The sequence below is a fragment of the Bradyrhizobium sp. SRL28 genome (genome assembly GCF_018596315.1).
In the GTDB taxonomy this organism is placed as follows: Bacteria; Pseudomonadota; Alphaproteobacteria; order Rhizobiales; family Xanthobacteraceae; genus Bradyrhizobium.
In genome coordinates this window covers 66,564-84,706 of sequence record NZ_JAHEAG010000020.1, presented here as the reverse complement: position 1 = coordinate 84,706, position 18,143 = coordinate 66,564, and the positions used below count along the sequence as shown (strand labels likewise).

23 protein-coding genes, 1 tRNA gene and 1 pseudogene are annotated in these 18,143 nt (G+C 62.6%); 7 read left to right on the top strand and 18 right to left on the bottom strand.

Translation table 11 applies throughout. From position 1 onward, the window contains the following. Window position 1 precedes the first annotated feature (1 nt). From nuoK to KIP88_RS29610, 15 genes are all read right to left on the bottom strand, one after another. Window positions 2-310, bottom strand: a complete 309-nt coding sequence (gene nuoK / locus KIP88_RS29680) for an NADH-quinone oxidoreductase subunit NuoK (RefSeq protein ID WP_214491662.1) — start codon at window positions 308-310, stop codon at window positions 2-4. Then, window positions 307-945 carry an NADH-quinone oxidoreductase subunit J gene (locus KIP88_RS29675; protein WP_214491661.1) on the bottom strand — a complete coding sequence of 213 codons (639 nt, stop codon included), beginning with the start codon at window positions 943-945 and terminating at the stop codon, window positions 307-309. The genes nuoK and KIP88_RS29675 overlap by 4 nt, the downstream gene beginning before the upstream one ends. A gap of 9 nt (window positions 946-954) precedes the next feature. Then, window positions 955-1,449 carry an NADH-quinone oxidoreductase subunit NuoI gene (gene nuoI, locus KIP88_RS29670; protein ID WP_214491660.1) on the bottom strand — a complete coding sequence of 165 codons (495 nt, stop codon included), beginning with the start codon at window positions 1,447-1,449 and terminating at the stop codon, window positions 955-957. 7 nt (window positions 1,450-1,456) lie between these two features. Further along, on the bottom strand, window positions 1,457-2,527 hold the full coding sequence (gene nuoH, locus KIP88_RS29665; protein ID WP_214491658.1) for an NADH-quinone oxidoreductase subunit NuoH: 1,071 nt from the start codon (window positions 2,525-2,527) through the stop codon (window positions 1,457-1,459). A gap of 10 nt (window positions 2,528-2,537) precedes the next feature. After that, window positions 2,538-4,616 carry an NADH-quinone oxidoreductase subunit NuoG gene (gene nuoG, locus KIP88_RS29660; protein WP_214491656.1) on the bottom strand — a complete coding sequence of 693 codons (2,079 nt, stop codon included), beginning with the start codon at window positions 4,614-4,616 and terminating at the stop codon, window positions 2,538-2,540. Between the two features lie 7 nt (window positions 4,617-4,623). Continuing rightward, entirely contained in the window at window positions 4,624-5,112 is a 489-nt protein-coding gene (locus KIP88_RS29655; RefSeq protein WP_214491655.1) for a hypothetical protein, read from the bottom strand. Window positions 5,113-5,118: 6 nt separating this feature from the next. Beyond that, window positions 5,119-6,444: an NADH-quinone oxidoreductase subunit NuoF gene (gene nuoF / locus KIP88_RS29650; RefSeq protein ID WP_214491653.1), complete on the bottom strand. Its 1,326-nt coding sequence runs from the start codon at window positions 6,442-6,444 to the stop codon at window positions 5,119-5,121. 21 nt (window positions 6,445-6,465) lie between these two features. Further along, on the bottom strand, window positions 6,466-6,681 hold the full coding sequence (locus KIP88_RS29645) for a hypothetical protein (protein WP_214491740.1): 216 nt from the start codon (window positions 6,679-6,681) through the stop codon (window positions 6,466-6,468). After that, window positions 6,678-7,289: an NADH-quinone oxidoreductase subunit NuoE gene (gene nuoE / locus KIP88_RS29640; protein ID WP_214491652.1), complete on the bottom strand. Its 612-nt coding sequence runs from the start codon at window positions 7,287-7,289 to the stop codon at window positions 6,678-6,680. The genes KIP88_RS29645 and nuoE overlap by 4 nt, the downstream gene beginning before the upstream one ends. Window positions 7,290-7,300: 11 nt before the next feature. After that, window positions 7,301-8,260: an FkbM family methyltransferase gene (locus tag KIP88_RS29635; protein ID WP_214491650.1), complete on the bottom strand. Its 960-nt coding sequence runs from the start codon at window positions 8,258-8,260 to the stop codon at window positions 7,301-7,303. After that, window positions 8,260-9,450 (bottom strand): NADH-quinone oxidoreductase subunit D, encoded by a 1,191-nt coding sequence (locus KIP88_RS29630; RefSeq protein ID WP_214491648.1) that lies wholly within the window; start codon window positions 9,448-9,450, stop codon window positions 8,260-8,262. The genes KIP88_RS29635 and KIP88_RS29630 overlap by 1 nt, the downstream gene beginning before the upstream one ends. A gap of 2 nt (window positions 9,451-9,452) precedes the next feature. Beyond that, entirely contained in the window at window positions 9,453-10,064 is a 612-nt protein-coding gene (locus KIP88_RS29625) for an NADH-quinone oxidoreductase subunit C (protein WP_214491647.1), read from the bottom strand. Window positions 10,065-10,075: 11 nt separating this feature from the next. After that, entirely contained in the window at window positions 10,076-10,666 is a 591-nt protein-coding gene (locus KIP88_RS29620) for an NADH-quinone oxidoreductase subunit B family protein (RefSeq protein ID WP_214491645.1), read from the bottom strand. Further along, entirely contained in the window at window positions 10,657-11,022 is a 366-nt protein-coding gene (locus KIP88_RS29615; protein WP_057856661.1) for an NADH-quinone oxidoreductase subunit A, read from the bottom strand. The genes KIP88_RS29620 and KIP88_RS29615 overlap by 10 nt, the downstream gene beginning before the upstream one ends. Before the next feature lie 202 nt (window positions 11,023-11,224). Further along, window positions 11,225-11,740, bottom strand: coding sequence for a MarR family winged helix-turn-helix transcriptional regulator (locus KIP88_RS29610; RefSeq protein ID WP_214491644.1), 516 nt, complete (start codon window positions 11,738-11,740; stop codon window positions 11,225-11,227). 174 nt (window positions 11,741-11,914) lie between these two features. Between KIP88_RS29610 and KIP88_RS29605 the strand changes: the two genes are divergently transcribed. The 3 genes and pseudogenes from KIP88_RS29605 to KIP88_RS29595 all read left to right on the top strand — a co-directional run bounded on the left by KIP88_RS29605 (window position 11,915) and on the right by KIP88_RS29595 (window position 13,745). Beyond that, window positions 11,915-13,105: an aromatic ring-hydroxylating dioxygenase subunit alpha gene (locus tag KIP88_RS29605; RefSeq protein ID WP_214491642.1), complete on the top strand. Its 1,191-nt coding sequence runs from the start codon at window positions 11,915-11,917 to the stop codon at window positions 13,103-13,105. A 7-nt stretch (window positions 13,106-13,112) separates the two neighbouring features. Beyond that, a pseudogene (locus tag KIP88_RS48560) lies at window positions 13,113-13,253 on the top strand (MFS transporter); the annotation flags it as partial. 297 nt (window positions 13,254-13,550) lie between these two features. Then, window positions 13,551-13,745 (top strand): hypothetical protein, encoded by a 195-nt coding sequence (locus KIP88_RS29595; protein WP_214491641.1) that lies wholly within the window; start codon window positions 13,551-13,553, stop codon window positions 13,743-13,745. Between the two features lie 94 nt (window positions 13,746-13,839). On the opposite strand, the gene KIP88_RS29590 is transcribed toward KIP88_RS29595, so the two are convergent. Beyond that, window positions 13,840-13,916: transfer RNA gene (locus KIP88_RS29590), tRNA-Asp, on the bottom strand. A 323-nt stretch (window positions 13,917-14,239) separates the two neighbouring features. Here KIP88_RS29590 and KIP88_RS29585 point away from each other — a divergent pair. From KIP88_RS29585 to KIP88_RS29575, 3 genes are all read left to right on the top strand, one after another. After that, a complete protein-coding gene (locus KIP88_RS29585) occupies window positions 14,240-14,539 on the top strand; it encodes an HU family DNA-binding protein (RefSeq protein ID WP_214491639.1) in 300 nt (99 codons plus the stop codon). Window positions 14,540-14,769: 230 nt separating this feature from the next. Next, window positions 14,770-16,026: a peptidase T gene (gene pepT / locus KIP88_RS29580; RefSeq protein ID WP_214491638.1), complete on the top strand. Its 1,257-nt coding sequence runs from the start codon at window positions 14,770-14,772 to the stop codon at window positions 16,024-16,026. 121 nt (window positions 16,027-16,147) lie between these two features. After that, complete coding sequence (locus tag KIP88_RS29575) at window positions 16,148-16,519, top strand: hypothetical protein (protein WP_214491636.1); 372 nt, start codon at window positions 16,148-16,150, stop codon at window positions 16,517-16,519. Window positions 16,520-16,571: 52 nt separating this feature from the next. Here KIP88_RS29575 and KIP88_RS29570 read toward each other — a convergent pair whose 3' ends face one another. Together KIP88_RS29570 and KIP88_RS29565 are read right to left on the bottom strand one after the other, a co-directional pair. Then, on the bottom strand, window positions 16,572-16,772 hold the full coding sequence (locus tag KIP88_RS29570) for a hypothetical protein (RefSeq protein ID WP_214491635.1): 201 nt from the start codon (window positions 16,770-16,772) through the stop codon (window positions 16,572-16,574). A 291-nt stretch (window positions 16,773-17,063) separates the two neighbouring features. After that, window positions 17,064-17,924 carry a class I SAM-dependent methyltransferase gene (locus KIP88_RS29565; protein WP_214491634.1) on the bottom strand — a complete coding sequence of 287 codons (861 nt, stop codon included), beginning with the start codon at window positions 17,922-17,924 and terminating at the stop codon, window positions 17,064-17,066. Between KIP88_RS29565 and KIP88_RS29560 the strand changes: the two genes are divergently transcribed. Next, window positions 17,923-18,126, top strand: coding sequence for a hypothetical protein (locus tag KIP88_RS29560; protein WP_214491632.1), 204 nt, complete (start codon window positions 17,923-17,925; stop codon window positions 18,124-18,126). The two genes, KIP88_RS29565 and KIP88_RS29560, sit on opposite strands and share 2 nt — an antisense overlap. Window positions 18,127-18,143 lie beyond the last annotated feature (17 nt).

Here is an 18,143-nt window from a genome sequence, read left to right as displayed (position 1 = left end):
CCTAGCCCTTCATCAGATTGACGTCTTCAACCGCGATCGAACCGCGGTTGCGGAAGTAGACAACAAGTACCGCCAGACCGATTGCCGCCTCTGCCGCGGCAACCGTCAGCACCAGCAGCGCAAAGACCTGGCCGACGATGTCGCCGAGGAACGTCGAGAACGCCACCAGGTTGACGTTGACGGCGAGCAGGATCAGCTCGATCGACATCAGGATGACGATGATGTTCTTGCGGTTTAAGAAGATGCCGAGGATCCCGAGCGTGAACAGGATAGCGCCGACCGCGAGATAGTGCCCCAGACCGATCGTCATTTCACCCACTCCGCCGCGTCCGCATCCTGCAGACCCTGCCCCGACGCCACCTGGCGCACGGCCATCGCGAGTTCCGGCGTGCGCGCATTCTGCACGTTGATGTCCTGCCGCTTGACCTTCGCCTTGTGGCGCAGCGTCAGCACGATGGCGCCGATCATCGCGACCAGAAGCACCATGCCGGCGATCTGGAAGTAGTGGATGTACTTCGTATAGAGCACCAGCCCGAGCGCCTCGGTGTTGCTGACATTGTTCGGGATCGCCGCCGTGATCTGCTTGACGGTACCGGGATTGATGACCCAGCCGCCGACGACCAGCAGCAGTTCGACCAGGAAAATCGCCCCGATCAGGAGACCGATCGGCAAATACTCCAGGAAGCCCTCGCGCAGTTCGACGAAGTCGACGTCGAGCATCATGATCACGAACAGGAACAGGACGGCGACCGCGCCGACATAGACCACGATCAGCATCATCCCGAGGAACTCGGCGCCCATCAGGATGAACAGGCCGGACGCGTTGACGAAGGCCAGGATCAGGTACAGCACGGAATGCACGGGATTGCGCGACACAATCACCAGGACCGCCGACGCCACACAGACGCCGGCGAAGAGATAGAAGAACAGCGCGGGAAGGATCATATCCTCACCTCACCGGTACGGCGCGTCGAGTTCGATTGCTTTTGCAATCTCGCGCTCCCAGCGGTCGCCATTGGCGAGCAGTTTCGCCTTGTCATAATAGAGTTCCTCGCGGGTCTCGGTCGCGAATTCGAAATTCGGTCCCTCGACGATGGCATCGACCGGGCAGGCTTCCTGGCACAGGCCGCAATAAATGCATTTCACCATGTCGATGTCGTAGCGCACGGTGCGGCGGGTGCCGTCGTTGCGGCGCGGGCCGGCCTCGATCGTGATGGCCTGCGCCGGGCAGATCGCCTCGCACAGCTTGCAGGCGATGCAGCGTTCCTCGCCATTCGGATAGCGGCGCAGCGCATGCTCGCCGCGGAAGCGCGGCGAGATCGGCCCCTTCTCGAAGGGATAGTTCAGCGTCGGCTTCGGCTTGAAGAAATAGCGCATGGCGAGAAAGAACGCCGATACGAATTCGGTCAAGAGAAGCGCGCGCGCGGTTGCGTTGACGTTGACACTCATGACGGCCTCACTTCGGCGCGATGCCGGCGAATTGCAGCACACCGGCCACAATCACCACCATCGCCAGCGACAACGGCAGGAACACTTTCCAGCCGAGCCGCATCAGTTGATCGTAGCGGTAGCGCGGCACGATCGCCTTCGCCATCGCGAACATGAAGAACATGAAGAACACCTTCAGCGCGAACCAGATCACCCCCGGTATCCAGGTGAAGGGCGGCAGCGCCACCGGCGGCAACCAGCCGCCGAGGAACATGATCGTCGCCAACGCGCACATCGTGGTGATCGCGACATATTCGCCGAGCATGAACAGCAGATACGGCGTCGAGCCGTATTCGGTCATGAAGCCCGCGACCAGCTCGGATTCGGCTTCCACCAGGTCGAACGGCGGCCGGTTGGTCTCGGCCAGCGCCGAGACATAGAAGATCACGAACATCGGGAACAGCGGCCACACATACCAGTTCAGGATGGTAAGTTGCGGCAGGCCGATCAGGCTGGCGAACCCGCGGGTATTCTGCGCTTCCACCACGGCCGAGAGATTGAGCGAGCCGACGCACAGCAGGACGGTGATGATGACGAAGCCGATCGAGACTTCGTAGGACACCATCTGCGCGGCGGACCGAAGCGCTGCCAGGAACGGATATTTCGAGTTCGACGACCAGCCGGCCATGATGACGCCGTAGATCGACAGCGACGAGATCGCGAAGATGTAGAGCACGCCGACATTGATGTCGGCGATGACCCAGCCGAGATCCATCGGGATGACGGCCCAGGCCGCCAGCGCCAGCACACAGGATACCAGCGGCGCCAGCAGGAACACGCCCTTGTTGGAGCCGGAGGGAATGACCGGTTCCTTCAGCACGAATTTGAGCAGATCCGCGAAGGATTGCAGCAGGCCCCAGGGGCCGACCACGTTGGGGCCGCGGCGGATCTGCACTGCCGCCCAGATCTTGCGATCGGCGAGCAGGATATAGGCGATCGCGATCAGGAGCACGACGAGCAGCAGGACGCTCTGTGCGACCATGACAATGAACGGCCAGAGAAAGCCGGTCCAGAACGAGCTTGCGAAGAAATCAGCCATCAGGTCACGCTCACTCCGCTGCCGTCAGCATTTTCCCGGATGCCAGCCGGGAACATTCCGCCATCACTGCGGAAGCCCGCGCGATCGGGTTGGTCAGATAGAAATCCTCGACCGAACTCTTGAACGGTGTCTTGTCGACCTTGCCGCCCTTCTTGCCCGCCAGCGCCTTGACGTCCTCGGCCTTGCCGGGCTCGATCTGGTCGATCCGCATCAGATGCGGGACGGCCTTGAACAGGGCCTGGCGCAACGCCCCGAGGGAATCATAGGGCAGCTTCTTGCCGAGCACGTCCGACAGCGCGCGGATGATCGCCCAGTCCTCGCGCGCCTCGCCGGGCGGGAACGCCGCGCGGGCGGCGATCTGCGCCCTGCCCTCGGTGTTGACATAGAGGCCGGATTTTTCGGTATAGGCCGCGCCCGGCAGGATGACGTCGGCGCGATGCGCGCCACGGTCGCCATGGGTGCCGATATAGACCACGAACGTGCCATCAGGCACTTTCACTTCATCCGCCCCGAGCAGGAACAGCACGTCGAGCGTGCCGAAGGTTGTCATCTGCGCCAGGCTGAGGCCGCCTTTGCCAGCCGCAAAGCCGATATCGAGCGCGCCCGCGCGCGAAGCGGTGTCCTGCAGCACGGCAAAGCCGTTCCAGCCGTCCTTGAGCGCGCCGACACCTGCCGCGACCTTGGCCGCCAGCGCCAGCACCGCCGCGCCGTCATGCCGCGCCAGCGCACCGGCGCCGACCAGCACGATCGGGTGCTTGGCGCCCTTCAGCACCTCGGTGAAGGAGTGCTTGCCGCTCGCGAGTTCGCTGAGCGTATCGTTGCCCGCGCCGAGATAGTCGTAGTCGTAAGTGAGGTCGGCCTTGCCGCCGATCACGGCGACCTTGAGCTGACCCGTGCGCCAGCGCTTGCGGATGCGCGCGTTGAGAACGGCGGCTTCCTTGCGCGGGTTCGCGCCAATGATCAGGAGCGCATCGGCCTGCTCGATCCCGGCAATAGTGGGATTGAAAATGTAGGTCGAACGGCCGGCGCCGGCGCTGAAGGCATCGCCGCCCTGCACCGCCAGATTGGCGGAGCCGCACTTCGCCATGAGTTCCTTCAGCGCAAACATTTCCTCAATCGCCGCGACATCGCCGGCGATCGCACCGATCCGCTTGCCGTCGATGCGGCTTGTCTTGGCGGCGATGGCTGCAAAGGCCTCCTGCCACGAAGCGGCGCGGAGCTTGCCGTTCTCCCTGATATAGGGCCGGTCGAGTCGCTGCGTGCGCAGGCCGTCGACGACGTGGCGGGTCTTGTCGGAAATCCATTCCTCGTTCACGGCCTCGTTGATGCGCGGCAGGATCCGCATCACCTCGCGACCGCGGGTATCGACGCGGATCGCGGAGCCGACACCGTCCATGACGTCCACCGACTGCGTCTTGCCGAGCTCCCAGGGACGCGCGGCGAACGCGTAAGGCTTCGAGGTCAGCGCGCCGACGGGGCAGATATCGACGAGGTTGCCCTGCAACTCCGAGGTCAGCGCCTGCTCCAGATAGGTCGTGATCTCCATGTCCTCGCCGCGGCCGGTCGCGCCCATTTCCGGGGCGCCGGCGACTTCAGCGGAGAAGCGGACGCAGCGCGTGCACTGGATGCAGCGGTTCATCGACGTCTTGACCAGCGCGCCGAGATACTTGTCTTCGACGGCGCGCTTGTTCTCGGCAAAGCGCGAGGTATCGACGCCGTAACCCATCGCCTGATCCTGCAGGTCGCACTCGCCGCCCTGGTCGCAGATCGGGCAATCCAGCGGGTGGTTGATCAGCAGAAATTCCATCACGCCTTCGCGCGCCTTCTTGACCATCGGCGAACGCGTGGAAATTTCCGGCGGCTCGCCCTTCGGACCGGGCCGGCAGTCGCGCACGCCCCAGGCGCAGCTTGCGACCGGCTTCGGGCCGCCCTTCACTTCGACGAGGCACATCCGGCAATTGCCGGCGATCGACAGCCGCTCGTGGTAGCAGAAGCGCGGAATTTCGGCGCCCGCGGCCTCACAGGCCTGCAGCAGCGTGAACTCCGCGGGCACATCGATCTCTTTGCCGTCGATGATGAGTTTGGTCATTGCTGTCTCAAGTCTTTCCCAGCTTGCAGTCTGGCGGTGTAACGCTGGCGGTCTTCAGCGACGCCTTGATCCATTGCTGGGTCTCGGCGCCATAGGTGGCGAGATAGGCCGGCTGCGCCGCGTTCTTCTCGCACAGGAACGGCAGATGTGGCTTCAGGTCGTAATCGCAGGACGCCAGCCACTCGCGCTTTCCCGCGAACGCACCGATCGCTTCCTCGCAGGCATAGAGGAAGTAGGTGACGAAGCTCTCGTACTGGACCTGCTCGTCGCGGCCGGAAACCTTGATCTTCTCGTAGTCCGGCTGCGCGAACTTCGGATTCTTGAACGCCAGATCGGTGTAGCCCAAAAACGCCTGTCTCGCGCTGGTAGCGCGGTTGCCGGTGCGGATCTCGTTGATCTGGAGCAGGATCGCAACAAAGCCGAGCAGCGCCACGGTCGCCTGCGCCATCTGCGCCAGCGTCCCATATCTCTGCCACCAGAAGCTTGGTTGCGACATTGGTCCCTACTCCGCCGCGACCATGTTCACGGGATCGCGCACACCAATATCGTCGATGTCGGCCTTGTGCGAATACTGGTCGATACGCGCCTCGATCTCGTGACGGAAATGCGCGATCAGGCCCTGGATCGGCCAGGCCGCGGCGTCGCCGAGCGCGCAGATGGTGTGGCCTTCGACCTGCTTGGTCACTTCCAGCAGCATGTCGATCTCGCGCTTGTGGGCGCGGCCATCGGCCATGCGGGTGAGCACGCGCCACATCCAGCCCGTGCCTTCGCGGCACGGCGTGCACTGGCCGCAGCTCTCATGCTTGTAGAAATAGGAGATCCGCGCGATCGCCCGGATCAGGTCGGTCGACTTGTCCATCACGATCACGGCCGCAGTGCCGAGGCCGGAGCGCAATTTGCCGAGGCTGTCGAAATCCATCGGCGTGTCGATGATCTGCTCGGCCGGCACCATGCGCACCGACGAGCCGCCGGGGATCACCGCCTTCAGATTGTCCCAGCCGCCGCGAATGCCGCCGCAATGGCGCTCGATCAGTTCGCGGAACGGAATCCCCATCGCCTCTTCGACGTTGCAGGGCCGCTCGACGTGGCCGGAGATGCAAAACAGTTTGGTGCCGACATTGTTGGGCCGGCCGATCGCGGCAAACCACGCCGCGCCGCGCCGCAGGATGTCGGGCGCGACCGCGATGGATTCGACGTTGTTGACGGTGGTCGGGCAGCCATAGAGGCCGACATTGGCCGGGAATGGCGGCTTCAGCCGCGGCTGGCCCTTCTTGCCTTCGAGGCTCTCCAGCAGCGCGGTTTCCTCGCCGCAGATATAGGCGCCGGCGCCATGAGCGACATAGATGTCGAACGGCCAGCCATTGAGGTTGTCCTTGCCGACCAGTTTTGCGTCATAGGCCTGATCGATCGCGGCCTGCAGATGCTCGCGCTCGCGGATGAATTCACCGCGCACATAGATGTAGCAGGCATGCGCGTTCATCGCGAAGCTCGCCAACAGGCAGCCCTCGACCAGGAGATGCGGATCGTGCCGCATGATCTCGCGGTCCTTGCAGGTGCCGGGCTCGGACTCGTCGGCATTGACCACGAGATAGCTCGGCCGGCCGTCCGTGGATTCCTTGGGCATGAACGACCATTTCAGACCGGTCGGGAATCCAGCGCCACCGCGCCCGCGCAAGCCGGAGGCCTTCATCTCGTTGATGATCCAGTCGCGGCCCTTGTCGATGATCGCTTTGGTGCCGTCCCACGCGCCACGGCGGCGCGCGCCCTCGAGCCCCCAGTCGTGGAGGCCGTAGAGGTTCTTGAAGATGCGATCCTTGTCGTCGAGCATGACTTGAAGCTTCCCTAGGGATCAACGATTGGATTGCGCGTAGGCGAGGCCCGCGGCGCATCCGCCGAAGGTCAGTGCCCACAACAGGCTGGATTCGAGCGTTGCGTTCAGCCCGAAACGCTGCAGCAGAAATATGAACGTCGCCGCCGCGACGGCGTGCATGCCGATATAGCGCCAGTTCTTCATCGCGCTGACCCTTCCCTGCCCGTTCACGGGCAATGTGCCGTCACGCTTCATGTGGTTTCCTTCAGCGTCGTCGGCCCGCCCACCGGTGCCGAGAACTGACGGTCGATCTGCGGTCCCGGCTTCGGCGGATTGCCGGATGCAAAGCCGTCCAGCACCTTGCCAAAGTTTTCCTTGGTCAGGTCTTCGTAGGTATCCTTCCAGATCAAGACCATCGGCGCGTTCACGCAGGCGCCGAGGCACTCGACCTCTTCCCAGCTGAAATTGCCGTCCTTCGACAGATGGAAGGGATCGTGGTGGATGCGGCTCTGGCACACTTTGATGATGTCCTCGGCGCCGCGCAGGCGGCACGGCGTGGTGCCGCAGACCTGCACATGGGCCTTCTTGCCGACCGGCTGAAGCTGGAACATCGTGTAAAATGTCGCCACTTCCAGCACGCGGATGTAGGGCATTTCCAGCAGGTCGGCGACGGCGCGGATCGCGGCCTCCGACACCCATCCTTCATGCTGTTCCTGCACGCGCCACAGGATCGCAATCACCGCGGACGCCTGCCGTCCCGCCGGATACTTTTCGATCTGCGCCTTGGCCCAGGCGAGGTTCTCATCCGAGAACGTAAAGCTCGCGGGCTGCAATTCCTTCGGGGCGAGGCGGCGGACGGACATCGTTCAGTCTCTCATTGCACGCGGCGCGCGGCTTTTGCATTGAGCGCATCGATCCGGGCGAGCCAGAATGCGCTTGCGGTGCCGAACACGTTGTAGCCGACATGGGTTGAAACCTTGATCCGGTCCAGAATCGAAAGGTCGGTCACGGTTTCAAGGCGGTTGCTGCGCGGATCGTAGACGATCAGCTTCAGCGGGGTCTGGTCGAGGATGTAGCGCGACACGGTGTGTTGGGGATCGTTGCCGTGCTCTTCGCACAGCAGCACGCTGTCGCCCTGCATCAGGCGCGCGCCGCCCTTCATGGCCTCGATCTCGACGCCTTCGACGTCGAGCTTGATCAGATATTTGCCGCCGGGCGCGATCTTGCCGTCGTCCAGCAGGTTATCGAGCGCGATGACCGGCACCTCCTCTCCATCAGACTGGTCGCCGGCGATGGAAAACGCCTCATGCTTGGTGCCGGACAGACGCGCGGTACCGCGTGTCGCGCCGATCGCGCATTTCATGGCTTCGAAACGATTGCCGTTGATTTTGGCGTTGTTGGCAAGCTTCGGAAAATTCTGTCCCGACGGCTCGATCGCGATCGCCCTGTGCGAACCGAACGGCTTGCTCGATACCAAGACCGACCAGTAGCCGTAATTGGCGCCGCAATCGAGCAGCGTGTAGTCGACGTCGGCGGAGTCGCGAAACAGAAGCTCCAGTTCGTCCTCGTAGCGATAGGTACGATTAAGCAGCTTGCTCCAGTAGCCGTCGCCATAGGGAAACTCGAAGGTGGCGTCCGGATTGAGTTTGATCTGGATGCCGCGCTCCGGCAGCGTCGTGCGCAACAAATTGGCACACATATTGTAGCCGCGATGCGAGAAATTCGACGCCACCTTTGAACCGAGCGTCAGCGCCACCGCAGCCAAACGCTCCCACGCGTTCGCGCCTACGAGCGCGCCCGAAGCCCGGTCAAACTGGATGGGCGCCTGCGCCATCACCGATCGACCTCTCCAAACACGATATCGAGCGAGCCGAGAATGGCGGAGACGTCGGCGAGCAGATGGCCTTTGCAGATGAAATCCATCGCCTGCAGATGGGCAAAGCCCGGCGCGCGGATCTTGCACTTGTACGGCTTGTTGCTGCCGTCGGAAACCAGATAGACGCCGAACTCACCCTTGGGCGCCTCGACCGCGGTGTAGACTTCGCCGGCGGGCACGTGCACGCCTTCGGTGTAGAGCTTGAAGTGATGAATGAGGGCTTCCATCGAGCGCTTCATCTCGCTGCGGCGGGGCGGCGCAATCTTGTTGTCCTCAACGACGACCGGCCCCTGCCCCTCGGGTTCACGCAGCTTGGCGATGCACTGCCTCATGATGCGCACGGACTGGCGCATCTCTTCCATGCGGATGCAGTAGCGGTCGTAGCAGTCGCCGTTCTTGCCGATCGGAATGTCGAAATCCATTTCGGCGTAGCATTCGTAGGGCTGCGCCTTGCGCAGGTCCCAGGCCGCGCCCGAGCCGCGCACCATCACGCCGGAGAAACCCCACTCCCAGGCCTGCTGCAGCGTCACCACGCCGATATCGACGTTGCGCTGCTTGAAGATGCGGTTGCCGGTCAGCAGCGTTTCGAGGTCGGCGACGACCTGCAGGAACGGGTCGCACCAGGCCTCGATATCATCGATCAGTTTCGGCGGCAGGTCCTGATGCACGCCGCCGACGCGGAAATAGGCCGCATGCATGCGCGAGCCGGAGGCGCGCTCATAGAACACCATCAGCTTTTCGCGCTCTTCGAAGCCCCACAGCGGTGGGGTCAAGGCGCCGACGTCCATCGCCTGCGTGGTGACGTTGAGCAGATGCGACAGGATGCGGCCGATCTCGCAATAGAGCACGCGGATCAACTGGCCGCGGCGCGGCACCGTGATGCCGAGCAGCTTTTCCGCCGCTAGGCAGAACGCGTGCTCCTGGTTCATCGGCGCGACGTAATCAAGCCGGTCGAAATACGGGATCGCCTGCAGATAGGTCTTCTGTTCGATCAGCTTTTCCGTGCCGCGATGAAGCAGCCCGATATGCGGATCAACACGCTCGACGACTTCGCCGTCGAGCTCCAGCACCAAACGCAACACGCCGTGCGCGGCCGGATGTTGCGGTCCGAAATTGATCGTGAAGTTGCGAAGATTCTGTTCGTTCATGGTCAGGCCTTCGGCTCAGCCTTCTCGTCGCCTGGCAGCGGATAGTCCGCGCCTTCCCATGGCGAGAGGAAATCGAATTTGCGGAATTCCTGGTTGAGGCGGACCGGCTCGTAGAGCACCCGCTTCTCCTGGTCGTCGTAGCGGACCTCGACGAAACCGGTGAGCGGGAAATCCTTGCGCAGGGGATGTCCATCAAAACCGTAATCCGTCAGCAGCCGCCGCATGTCCGGATGGCCGGTGAAGATCACGCCGTAGAGATCATAGGTCTCGCGCTCGAACCAGTCGGCGCCGGGAAACACGTCGATGATCGAGGGTACCTGCGTGTTCTCGTCGGCCTCGGCGCGGACGCGAATGCGTTCGTTCAGCGTCGGCGACAACAGGTGATAGACGACATCGAAACGCTTCTCGCGGCCGGGATAATCGACCGCCGTGACGTCGGTGAAGTTGACGAAGCGCAGCGCGGGATCATCGCGCAGGTACTTCATCACCTCGACGATCTTCATCGCATCGACCGTGACGGTAAGCTGGTTGAACGCGACCGCATGGGCGCTGGCCGCGCCGCCAAGCGCGCTAACAATCGTCTGCCCAAGAGCGTCGAGCTTGCCGTCGTCCATTGCCTAAAACCTTAGCGTTCGATGGTCCCGATGCGGCGGATCTTCTTCTGCAGCAGCAGCACGCCGTAAAGCAACGCCTCCGCCGTCGGCGGGCATCCGGGCACGTAGATGTCGATCGGCACGATGCGGTCGCAGCCGCGCACGACCGAATAGGAGTAGTGATAGTAGCCGCCGCCATTGGCGCACGACCCCATCGAGATCACGTAGCGCGGCTCGGGCATCTGGTCGTAGACCTTGCGCAACGCCGGCGCCATCTTGTTGGTCAGCGTGCCCGCCACGATCATGACGTCGGACTGCCGCGGCGAGGCGCGCGGCGCAAAACCGAAACGCTCGACGTCGTAACGCGGCATCGACACCTGCATCATCTCGACCGCGCAGCAGGCGAGACCGAACGTCATCCACATCAGGGATCCCGTGCGCGCCCAGGTGATCAGATCGTCGGCGGCGGCAACGAAGAAGCCCTTGTCGGACAGCTCGTGATTGACCTCGAGGAAGAACGGGTCATTGGCGCCGACCGGCCTGCCGGTGGCGGGATCGAGAATGCCCTTTGGCGCCTGCGCGATATCAGGCGAAGAGCCTATAGCTGTCGGGCTCAATCCCATTCGAGCGCGCCTTTCTTCCACTCATAAGCAAAGCCGACCGTGAGGACGGCGAGGAACACCATCATCGACCAGAAGCCGGTGGCGCCAAGCTTGCCGAACGCGACCGCCCACGGAAACAGGAACGCCACTTCGAGGTCGAAGATGATGAAGAGGATCGCGACCAGGTAGAAGCGAACGTCGAACTTCATGCGGGCGTCGTCGAATGCGTTGAATCCGCATTCATAGGCGGACAGCTTTTCCGGGTCCGGCTGCTGGAACGCGACCAGGAACGGGGCGATCAGAAGCGCCAGACCGATCAGGCTCGCCACCCCGATAAACACCACAAGTGGAAGGTAATTTTGCAGGATGCCGGTCATCGGCGGTACCTTTTCCCGCGGTTTTCGAAGGGCCGCAGATTCGTTGATTGGAATTATTCTTGGCTTAGCGCAGCGCAACAGAGGGCGCAAGACAAGCCGTCTTGACGCCTCTGTACGCCCCTGAGGCGTCGGCAGAACACGAAAGAGTGTTGCGTTCCTGCCTCGCCGACCAACGCGGGACAGGCGGCATGGTGCCCAAATTTCAGTTCAAATCCTTTTCATCCGCCAGCATCTGGGCAGCCCTGTCGGTCAGGCGATCGATCTGGTCGAGCAACACATTGAGCTCGTCCTTGCTGAGCTGTTCCAGGAGCCGCCGGTTACGCTCCTGTGCGCCTGCCACAATGGTGGCATGCGCCGCCAGCCCGGCCTTGGTCAGGCAGACCAGCGTCTCGCGGTTGTCCCGCGGATTGACCTCCTTGGCGACCAGCTTGCGCGAGACCAGTTCCGCCAGCGCCCGGCTGATCTGCCCCTTATCCATGCCGACCGCTTCCGCCAGCCTGATAACGCTCATCGGCGGCCGCCGCCCCAGCGAGGCCACCAGGCCGAACTCCACCGAGGAGAGCCCCGCCAGCCGCTTGTAGCGCAGGATCGCGCCGCGCTTGAGCAGATTGGCCAGCACCATCAGCCGCGACGACATCATCGCGGTGATCGGCGCCAAGGCCTCGTCATTCCCCGCAGCGGGCGCAGGCGCGGTCTGCTTTCCGGGCTTCTGGCTCATCCCCAACCTCTGCCAACAAAGCAGGCCGATGCCAAGGTCGTCGGCGATGGCGATCGGACAAGTCAATCAAGCGATACGAAATGCCGATCGTTGACATTGTCATCGATTTGCATTTCACTCGCCGCAAGCACGTCAAACGACCGCGGCGCCAAAGCCGCGGCGGGAGGAAACGGCATGAACATTACGCAGCGGGATCGCGATCTCGGGACCGGCTATGCCATGAAGCCGTCCACCACCCGTACCGAGCTGACGTCAGTCGGCCGCGGCACGCCAATGGGAGAGCTGCTGCGGCGCTACTGGCACCCGGTCGGCCTCGTCAGCGACGCCACTGATATCCCCAGAAAACTACGCGTGCTCGGCGAGGATCTGGTGCTGTTTCGCGACAGGCACGGCCGGGCCGGCCTGCTGCACGCGCGCTGCTGCCATCGCGGCACCACGCTGTATTACGGCAAGGTCGAGGAAGACGGCATCCGCTGCTGCTATCACGGCTGGAAGTTCGACACCGAGGGCCATTGCCTTGAACAGCCCTGTGAGCCCGAGGGTGGCCTGTTCAAGGACAAAATTCGCCAGCCCTGGTATCCCCTGCAGGAGCGCTACGGCCTGATCTTCGCCTATCTCGGACCGGCCGAGAAGAAGCCGGCGCTGCCGCGCTACGAATGCCTGGAAAACATGGACGACGGCGAGTTCGTCGAGGCGGATGATTCTTCCATCGGCGGCGGCGGACCTGATGTCATTCCCTGCAACTGGCTGCAGCATTTCGAAAACGTGGTCGACCCCTACCACGTCCCCGTGTTGCACGGATCGTTCTCAGGGCCGCAATTCACCAACATGATGGCCTCGATGCCGGAGGTGAAGTTCGAGATGTCGCCACGCGGCGTCACGGTGCGCTCGATCCGACATCAGGACGACGGCAAGGTGTTTTATCGGGTGACGGAAGCCGCCCTCCCCACGCTGCGCGTGGTGCCCAATCCCCGCGTCGCGCAGTTCGCCCGCGTCGAGTCGATCGGCTGGACGCTGCCGATCGATGACACTTCCTTTCGCATCTATGTCGCCGGGCGGGTGAAGAATTCAGGCGACATCGGGCGGATGCGCTCCAAATTCAACGGCAAGTTCTGGTGGGACATGACCGAACAGGAGCACCAGCAATTTCCGGGCGACTACGAGGCGCAGGTCGGCCAGGGCCCGGTGACGCTGCATTCGGAAGAGCACTTTGGCCAGAGCGACCGCGGCATCCTGATGATCCGGCGGATGCTGGGCGATCAGCTCGAAGCGATGGCCGGAGGCCGCGATCCGATCGGCGTCTCCTTTGATTCAAATGCGCCGCCGGTGGAATTCGAGGCGGGGAATTTCATTCGCGAGGCGTGAGCCGGCCGTGCTGGCGCTGGCGCGCATCGGCGTCGGCGAATCCGGCGGCACGCCCGCCTCGCAGTCGATCATTGCCGATCTCTTCAGCAAGAACGAACGCCCGCGCGCGCTCGGCGTCTACGCCATCGGCACCTATGCTGGCACCTTCACCACGCTCGGGCCTGTTGTTCATCTGGGCGGCACGGTCGATACGCGCCGATATCCAACGGGCGAGCTAATCCGGCGGCCTTCCCTTTGTCGTTTTGATCCCAGCCCACGCCCTGCGGCCCGCATCGCTGCGGGTCAAACGACCTGTATGTGATCTACATCACGGATGCTTTGGCGAAAAACAGGCCAAAAACCGGCCGAATGAAACCATTTTGCCGAAACCGCGAAACGATCCTGAAACACACGCGGCGTACCTCTCTCACCAGCAGGGACGCGGAAGGCGTCCGGGAGGCTTCACATGAACCACTCAATTCACTCGGCGGACCGCTCGACCCACCTGAAGATCGTGGTCGTCGCCCTGGTGGCGGGTATCGCAGTTGCAGCGTTCGGAATCTCTGCCCGGACCGGCGCGGATTACAGCCAGACCGCGCAGGTCGTGAAGGCCGGCAAGCCGGTGGTCGTCACCAGCTCGAGCACCTCGACGGTCCGCTAAACGATATCGCTGGCATCGGAATAAAAACGGCCGCCTCAAGGGCGGCCTTTTTGTTTGCGGCGGTCTCGGAGATTAACGTCAAGCCATTGAAAAATGGCGCGAGAGACGGGACTCGAACCCGCGGCCTCCGCCGTGACAGGGCGGCGCTCTAACCAACTGAGCTACTCCCGCGGATGCCGTAATCATGTTCTGATCCGCGCAGAACCGAGGGCATAAAGGGCCGCCCCCGCTTAGTCAAGGACGTTGCGAATCCCCGCGCCAGACGGGCGTTTCTGCGATTGTGATGCAAATAACGGCCTGTTTTCAGGCAAAACGGCGTAGGCAGCGATCACCCGAATCGATTAAGGCCTGATACGTCTGGGTTTCTTGAAACCCTCCCCCGCTCTGGTTGCACCGGACCTTCGGGTTTTAAGTCACCACGCAAGGCGTTTTCCCGGCGCGGACCGGTTTCACAAACGCGCTCAAAGCCATTCAACCAACGAGGAGGGCCAGAAATGGCGAAGAAAGCAGCGACTCCAGCCACCATCACACTCAAGCATCTGGCAGCAGCGCTGGCCGAGGAACATGACCTGTCGAAGAAGGCCGCCGAGGCGATTCTGACCGACATGGTCGGCAAGATCGCAAAACACCTGAAGAAGGGCGAGCGGATCCGTATCGTGGGGCTCGGCATCCTCCAAGTCCGCAAGCGCGCCGCCCGCATGGGCCGCAACCCCGCCACCGGCGAACCCCTCCCAATCAAGGCCAGCAAGAAGGTCGCCTTCCGCGCCGCCAAGGAACTCAAGGAAGCCGTCTAGAGCGTGTTTCAACTACGTTGAATCACGCTCGTCGGTCATCTTCTTGTTTAAGCATGATCTCCGGGCAAACGCGTTCCGCGTTTGTCCCGAGGGAAAACCGGTGTCCACTTTTCCGGATCATGCTCCGACCGACGCCCCCCTGATCCGACCAAAAGCGTCATTCCGGCGGGGACCCGGACTGGCGCTTTTCTGTTATAGAGCGCTTCCCTAGCCCAGCTTTGCGGATCGTCATGCCGGCCTCGCCCATAGCCTTCACCCACGATGTCACCGAGCGCTTCCTGCGCTATGTCGTGATCGACACCCAATCCGATCCGACATCTCCGACCTGCCCTTCCACCGAGAAGCAGAAGAATCTGGGCCGCCTGCTGGCTTCGGAGTTGCAGGCGATGGGGCTGAAAGACGCCCATCTCGACGAGCATGGCTATGTCTATGCGACGATCCCGGCCAATACCGAGAAGAAGGTCCCAGTGATCTGCTTCTGCTCGCACATGGACACTTCACCTGACTGCACCGGCGCCAACGTCAAGCCGCAGATCGTGAAGAATTATCGCGGCGGCGACATTGTGCTGCCGGCCGATCCCGCGCAGGTGATCCGCCCAGCCGACCATCCCGCGCTCGCCGACCAGATCGGGCACGACATCATCACGACCGACGGCACCACGCTGCTGGGGGCCGACAACAAGGCCGGCCTTGCCGAGATCATGGATGCGGCGCGATTCCTGATTCAAAATCCTGATATCAGGCACGGCACGATCAAGATCCTGTTCACGCCCGACGAGGAGATCGGCCGCGGCGTCGACAAGGTCGACCTGAAGAAACTCGGCGCCGACTTCGCCTATACGATGGACGGCGAAACGGCCGGGAATATCGAGGACGAAACCTTCTCGGCCGACGGCGCCACCATCACCATCGAGGGCGTCTCGACCCATCCCGGTTTCGCCAAGGGCAAGATGGAGCACGCGATCAAGATCGCGGCGGCCATCGTCGACCGCCTGCCCAGGGATACCTGCTCGCCGGAAACCACCGAGGGCATGGAGGGCTTTCTGCATCCGATCGGCATTACGGGCGCGCTGGAGAAAGCCACCATCGGCTTCATCGTGCGCGACTTCACAGACGACGGGCTGCAGCAAAAGGAAGCCCTGCTCGAAGCCATCGTCAAAGACGTGATGAAGGATTATCCGCGCTCGACGTACCGGATGGACGTCAAGCCGCAATACCGCAACATGAAGCAGGTGATCGACCGCCAACCCAAAACCGTCGACTACGCCATCGAAGCGATCCGCCGCGCGGGGCTGACACCGGTGCGAAGCTCGATCCGCGGCGGCACCGACGGTTCGCGGCTGTCGTTCATGGGCCTGCCCTGCCCCAACATCTTCGCCGGCGAACATGCGTTCCACTCGCGGCTGGAATGGGTGAGCCGCCAGGACATGGAAAAGGCCGCCGAGACGATTGTGCACCTGGCGATGATTTGGGAAGAGCGGGCCTAGTAGTTTCGGCTAAGCTCCATCCCATCATTGCCTGCGACAAACGCGAAGCGTTGCGCAACGGAGCGATAGCGACGTGGTTGTAAGCCGGGTACGCCACGTTTTGAAAACGAGGAGCTCTACCATGCGGTTGTCCAAGGTCGCCGTTTTGGCGCTTATCGTTGGAGCCTCAATGTCCGCGTCTCCAGCGCTGGCCGCTTCTGATTGTCCAAAATTAGTAGAACTGGCGGATTGGGGCGAGAACTCGACCGGCGACATCAGCGTCGCCTCCGGGCAAAGTTGCCTGTTTCCGATCACGATACGCGGCTCAGTGAGTAGCTCGGAGATTTCCAAAAAGCCGGCACACGGCAAGTTAAAAAAGCTCAACGTAACGACTTACGAATACAAGGCGAAGGCTAGATATAAGGGAAGCGATACTTTTGCCATCAAAGCAACGGGTCAGGGGCCGACGGCTTCCGGCACGTCGGTCATTACCGTGAACGCAACGATCAAATAGCGTTCCTCGCCTCCATTGCATGCCGGATGCGCGTTGCCGTCCAACAAGCTTCTTATTGCAGCGATCCTCTCAGGTCTGCGACACCAATATCTGGGGTGACGCGGCCACCGTTCTCAGGAGTGGTGTGCGTGCGGACATCACTGTGTTCGGGCACGGTGATGACTCGAACGACGATCGCACCAAGCAGAAATGCTGCGACGATAATCAGCCCGGTCCGGACCGGAGTCAGATGCAGATCGGAAAAGCGCATCATTGCTACACCTATGCGCATCGCCGCCAACCCATTGCAACTGATCGTTGAGTCGTTTGGCGATTTGGTGGCGTGGCGGTGGCGATCTGGCGTTCAATTGGAATGGGTCGGCCGCCAAGTATGGCAAAGGCCGTGCACAACGTCGTGCATATGGCGATGATTTGGGAAGAGCGTAAGCGCGCTCTGCCGTCATTGCGAGCGCAGCGAAGCAATCCATGCTTCCGCGCTCGCCGATGGATGGATTGCTTCGCTGCGCTCGCAATGACGATTGGCGCGAGGCTGCGCCCGTCTCAACTACGACGCTCTTGCCGTGACGATCCAGACCGACGCCGGCAGCAGAACCGCGTTGCCCTTGGCGAACGGCGTCAGTGCCTCGCGGATCGAATTGGCGGCGGCGACACGGAGTTCTTCCGGCTGCCCTTCCAGCGCTCGGCTCACCGGGCCGATTTCGAGCGCGCCCTGCACGGCGCCGTCGAGGCCGCGGCCGATCGCGGCGTCAAGAAGCAGCGGACACGGCTCCATCTGGACTTCCTTAAAGCCTGCCGCATCGAGAATCCGGCGCACGCGCGCCTCGGAGGCAAACGCAAACGGCCCGGGATCTTCCGGTCCCTGCTGCGGCAATTTCGGCACGTGCTTGTAGGCGGCCTGCAGCGGCGCCATGAAGAACGGGTTTTCGCGCGGCTCGCGCCAGCAGGCGAACGCCAGCCGCCCCAAGGGCCGCAGCGCTTTGCGCATGTTGGCAAACGACAGCGCGGGATCGGCGAAGAACATCACGCCGAACCGCGAGGCCAGCACATCGAAACCGGCCGGCTCGAACGGATAGACGGTGGCGTCGGCAAGAACGAAATCGATCGAAAGGCCCTTCGGCGCGCTCTGCCGCGCCCGCTCCAGCATCGGGCCCGATATGTCGACGCCGAGCACGTGGCCTGACGGCGCGACCTCGCGCGCGAACGCAATCGCCGTGGCGCCGCTGCCGCACCCGACATCGATGATGCGCTCGCCCGGCTTCAGCTTGGCCCGATCAATCACAAGATCGGCGACCGGCTTGAGCAGCACGTCCTGCGCCGCCTGACGGTCGGCCCAGCGCTGGCCAGCCGGACCATTCCAGTAGGCGACCTGGTCGGCGTTTTGTTCGTGGCCTTGGGGGGCGTCCATGTGCGCGATCCTCTTTCTTGGTGGTTTTGGGATGTTCGAGGTATCGGGAACAGTCCGCCTTCGCTCTTCAAACTTCGGCGAGACAGCCTTCGCCCTACGCGCGGAACATATGCGGCACCACCGCCGCGAAGGGTACGAAAGTTTTCATCACATGTCATCCCAACACACCAATGTGGGCATCATCTGGGGGATGCAGGCATGAGCAACATCATCGATTTC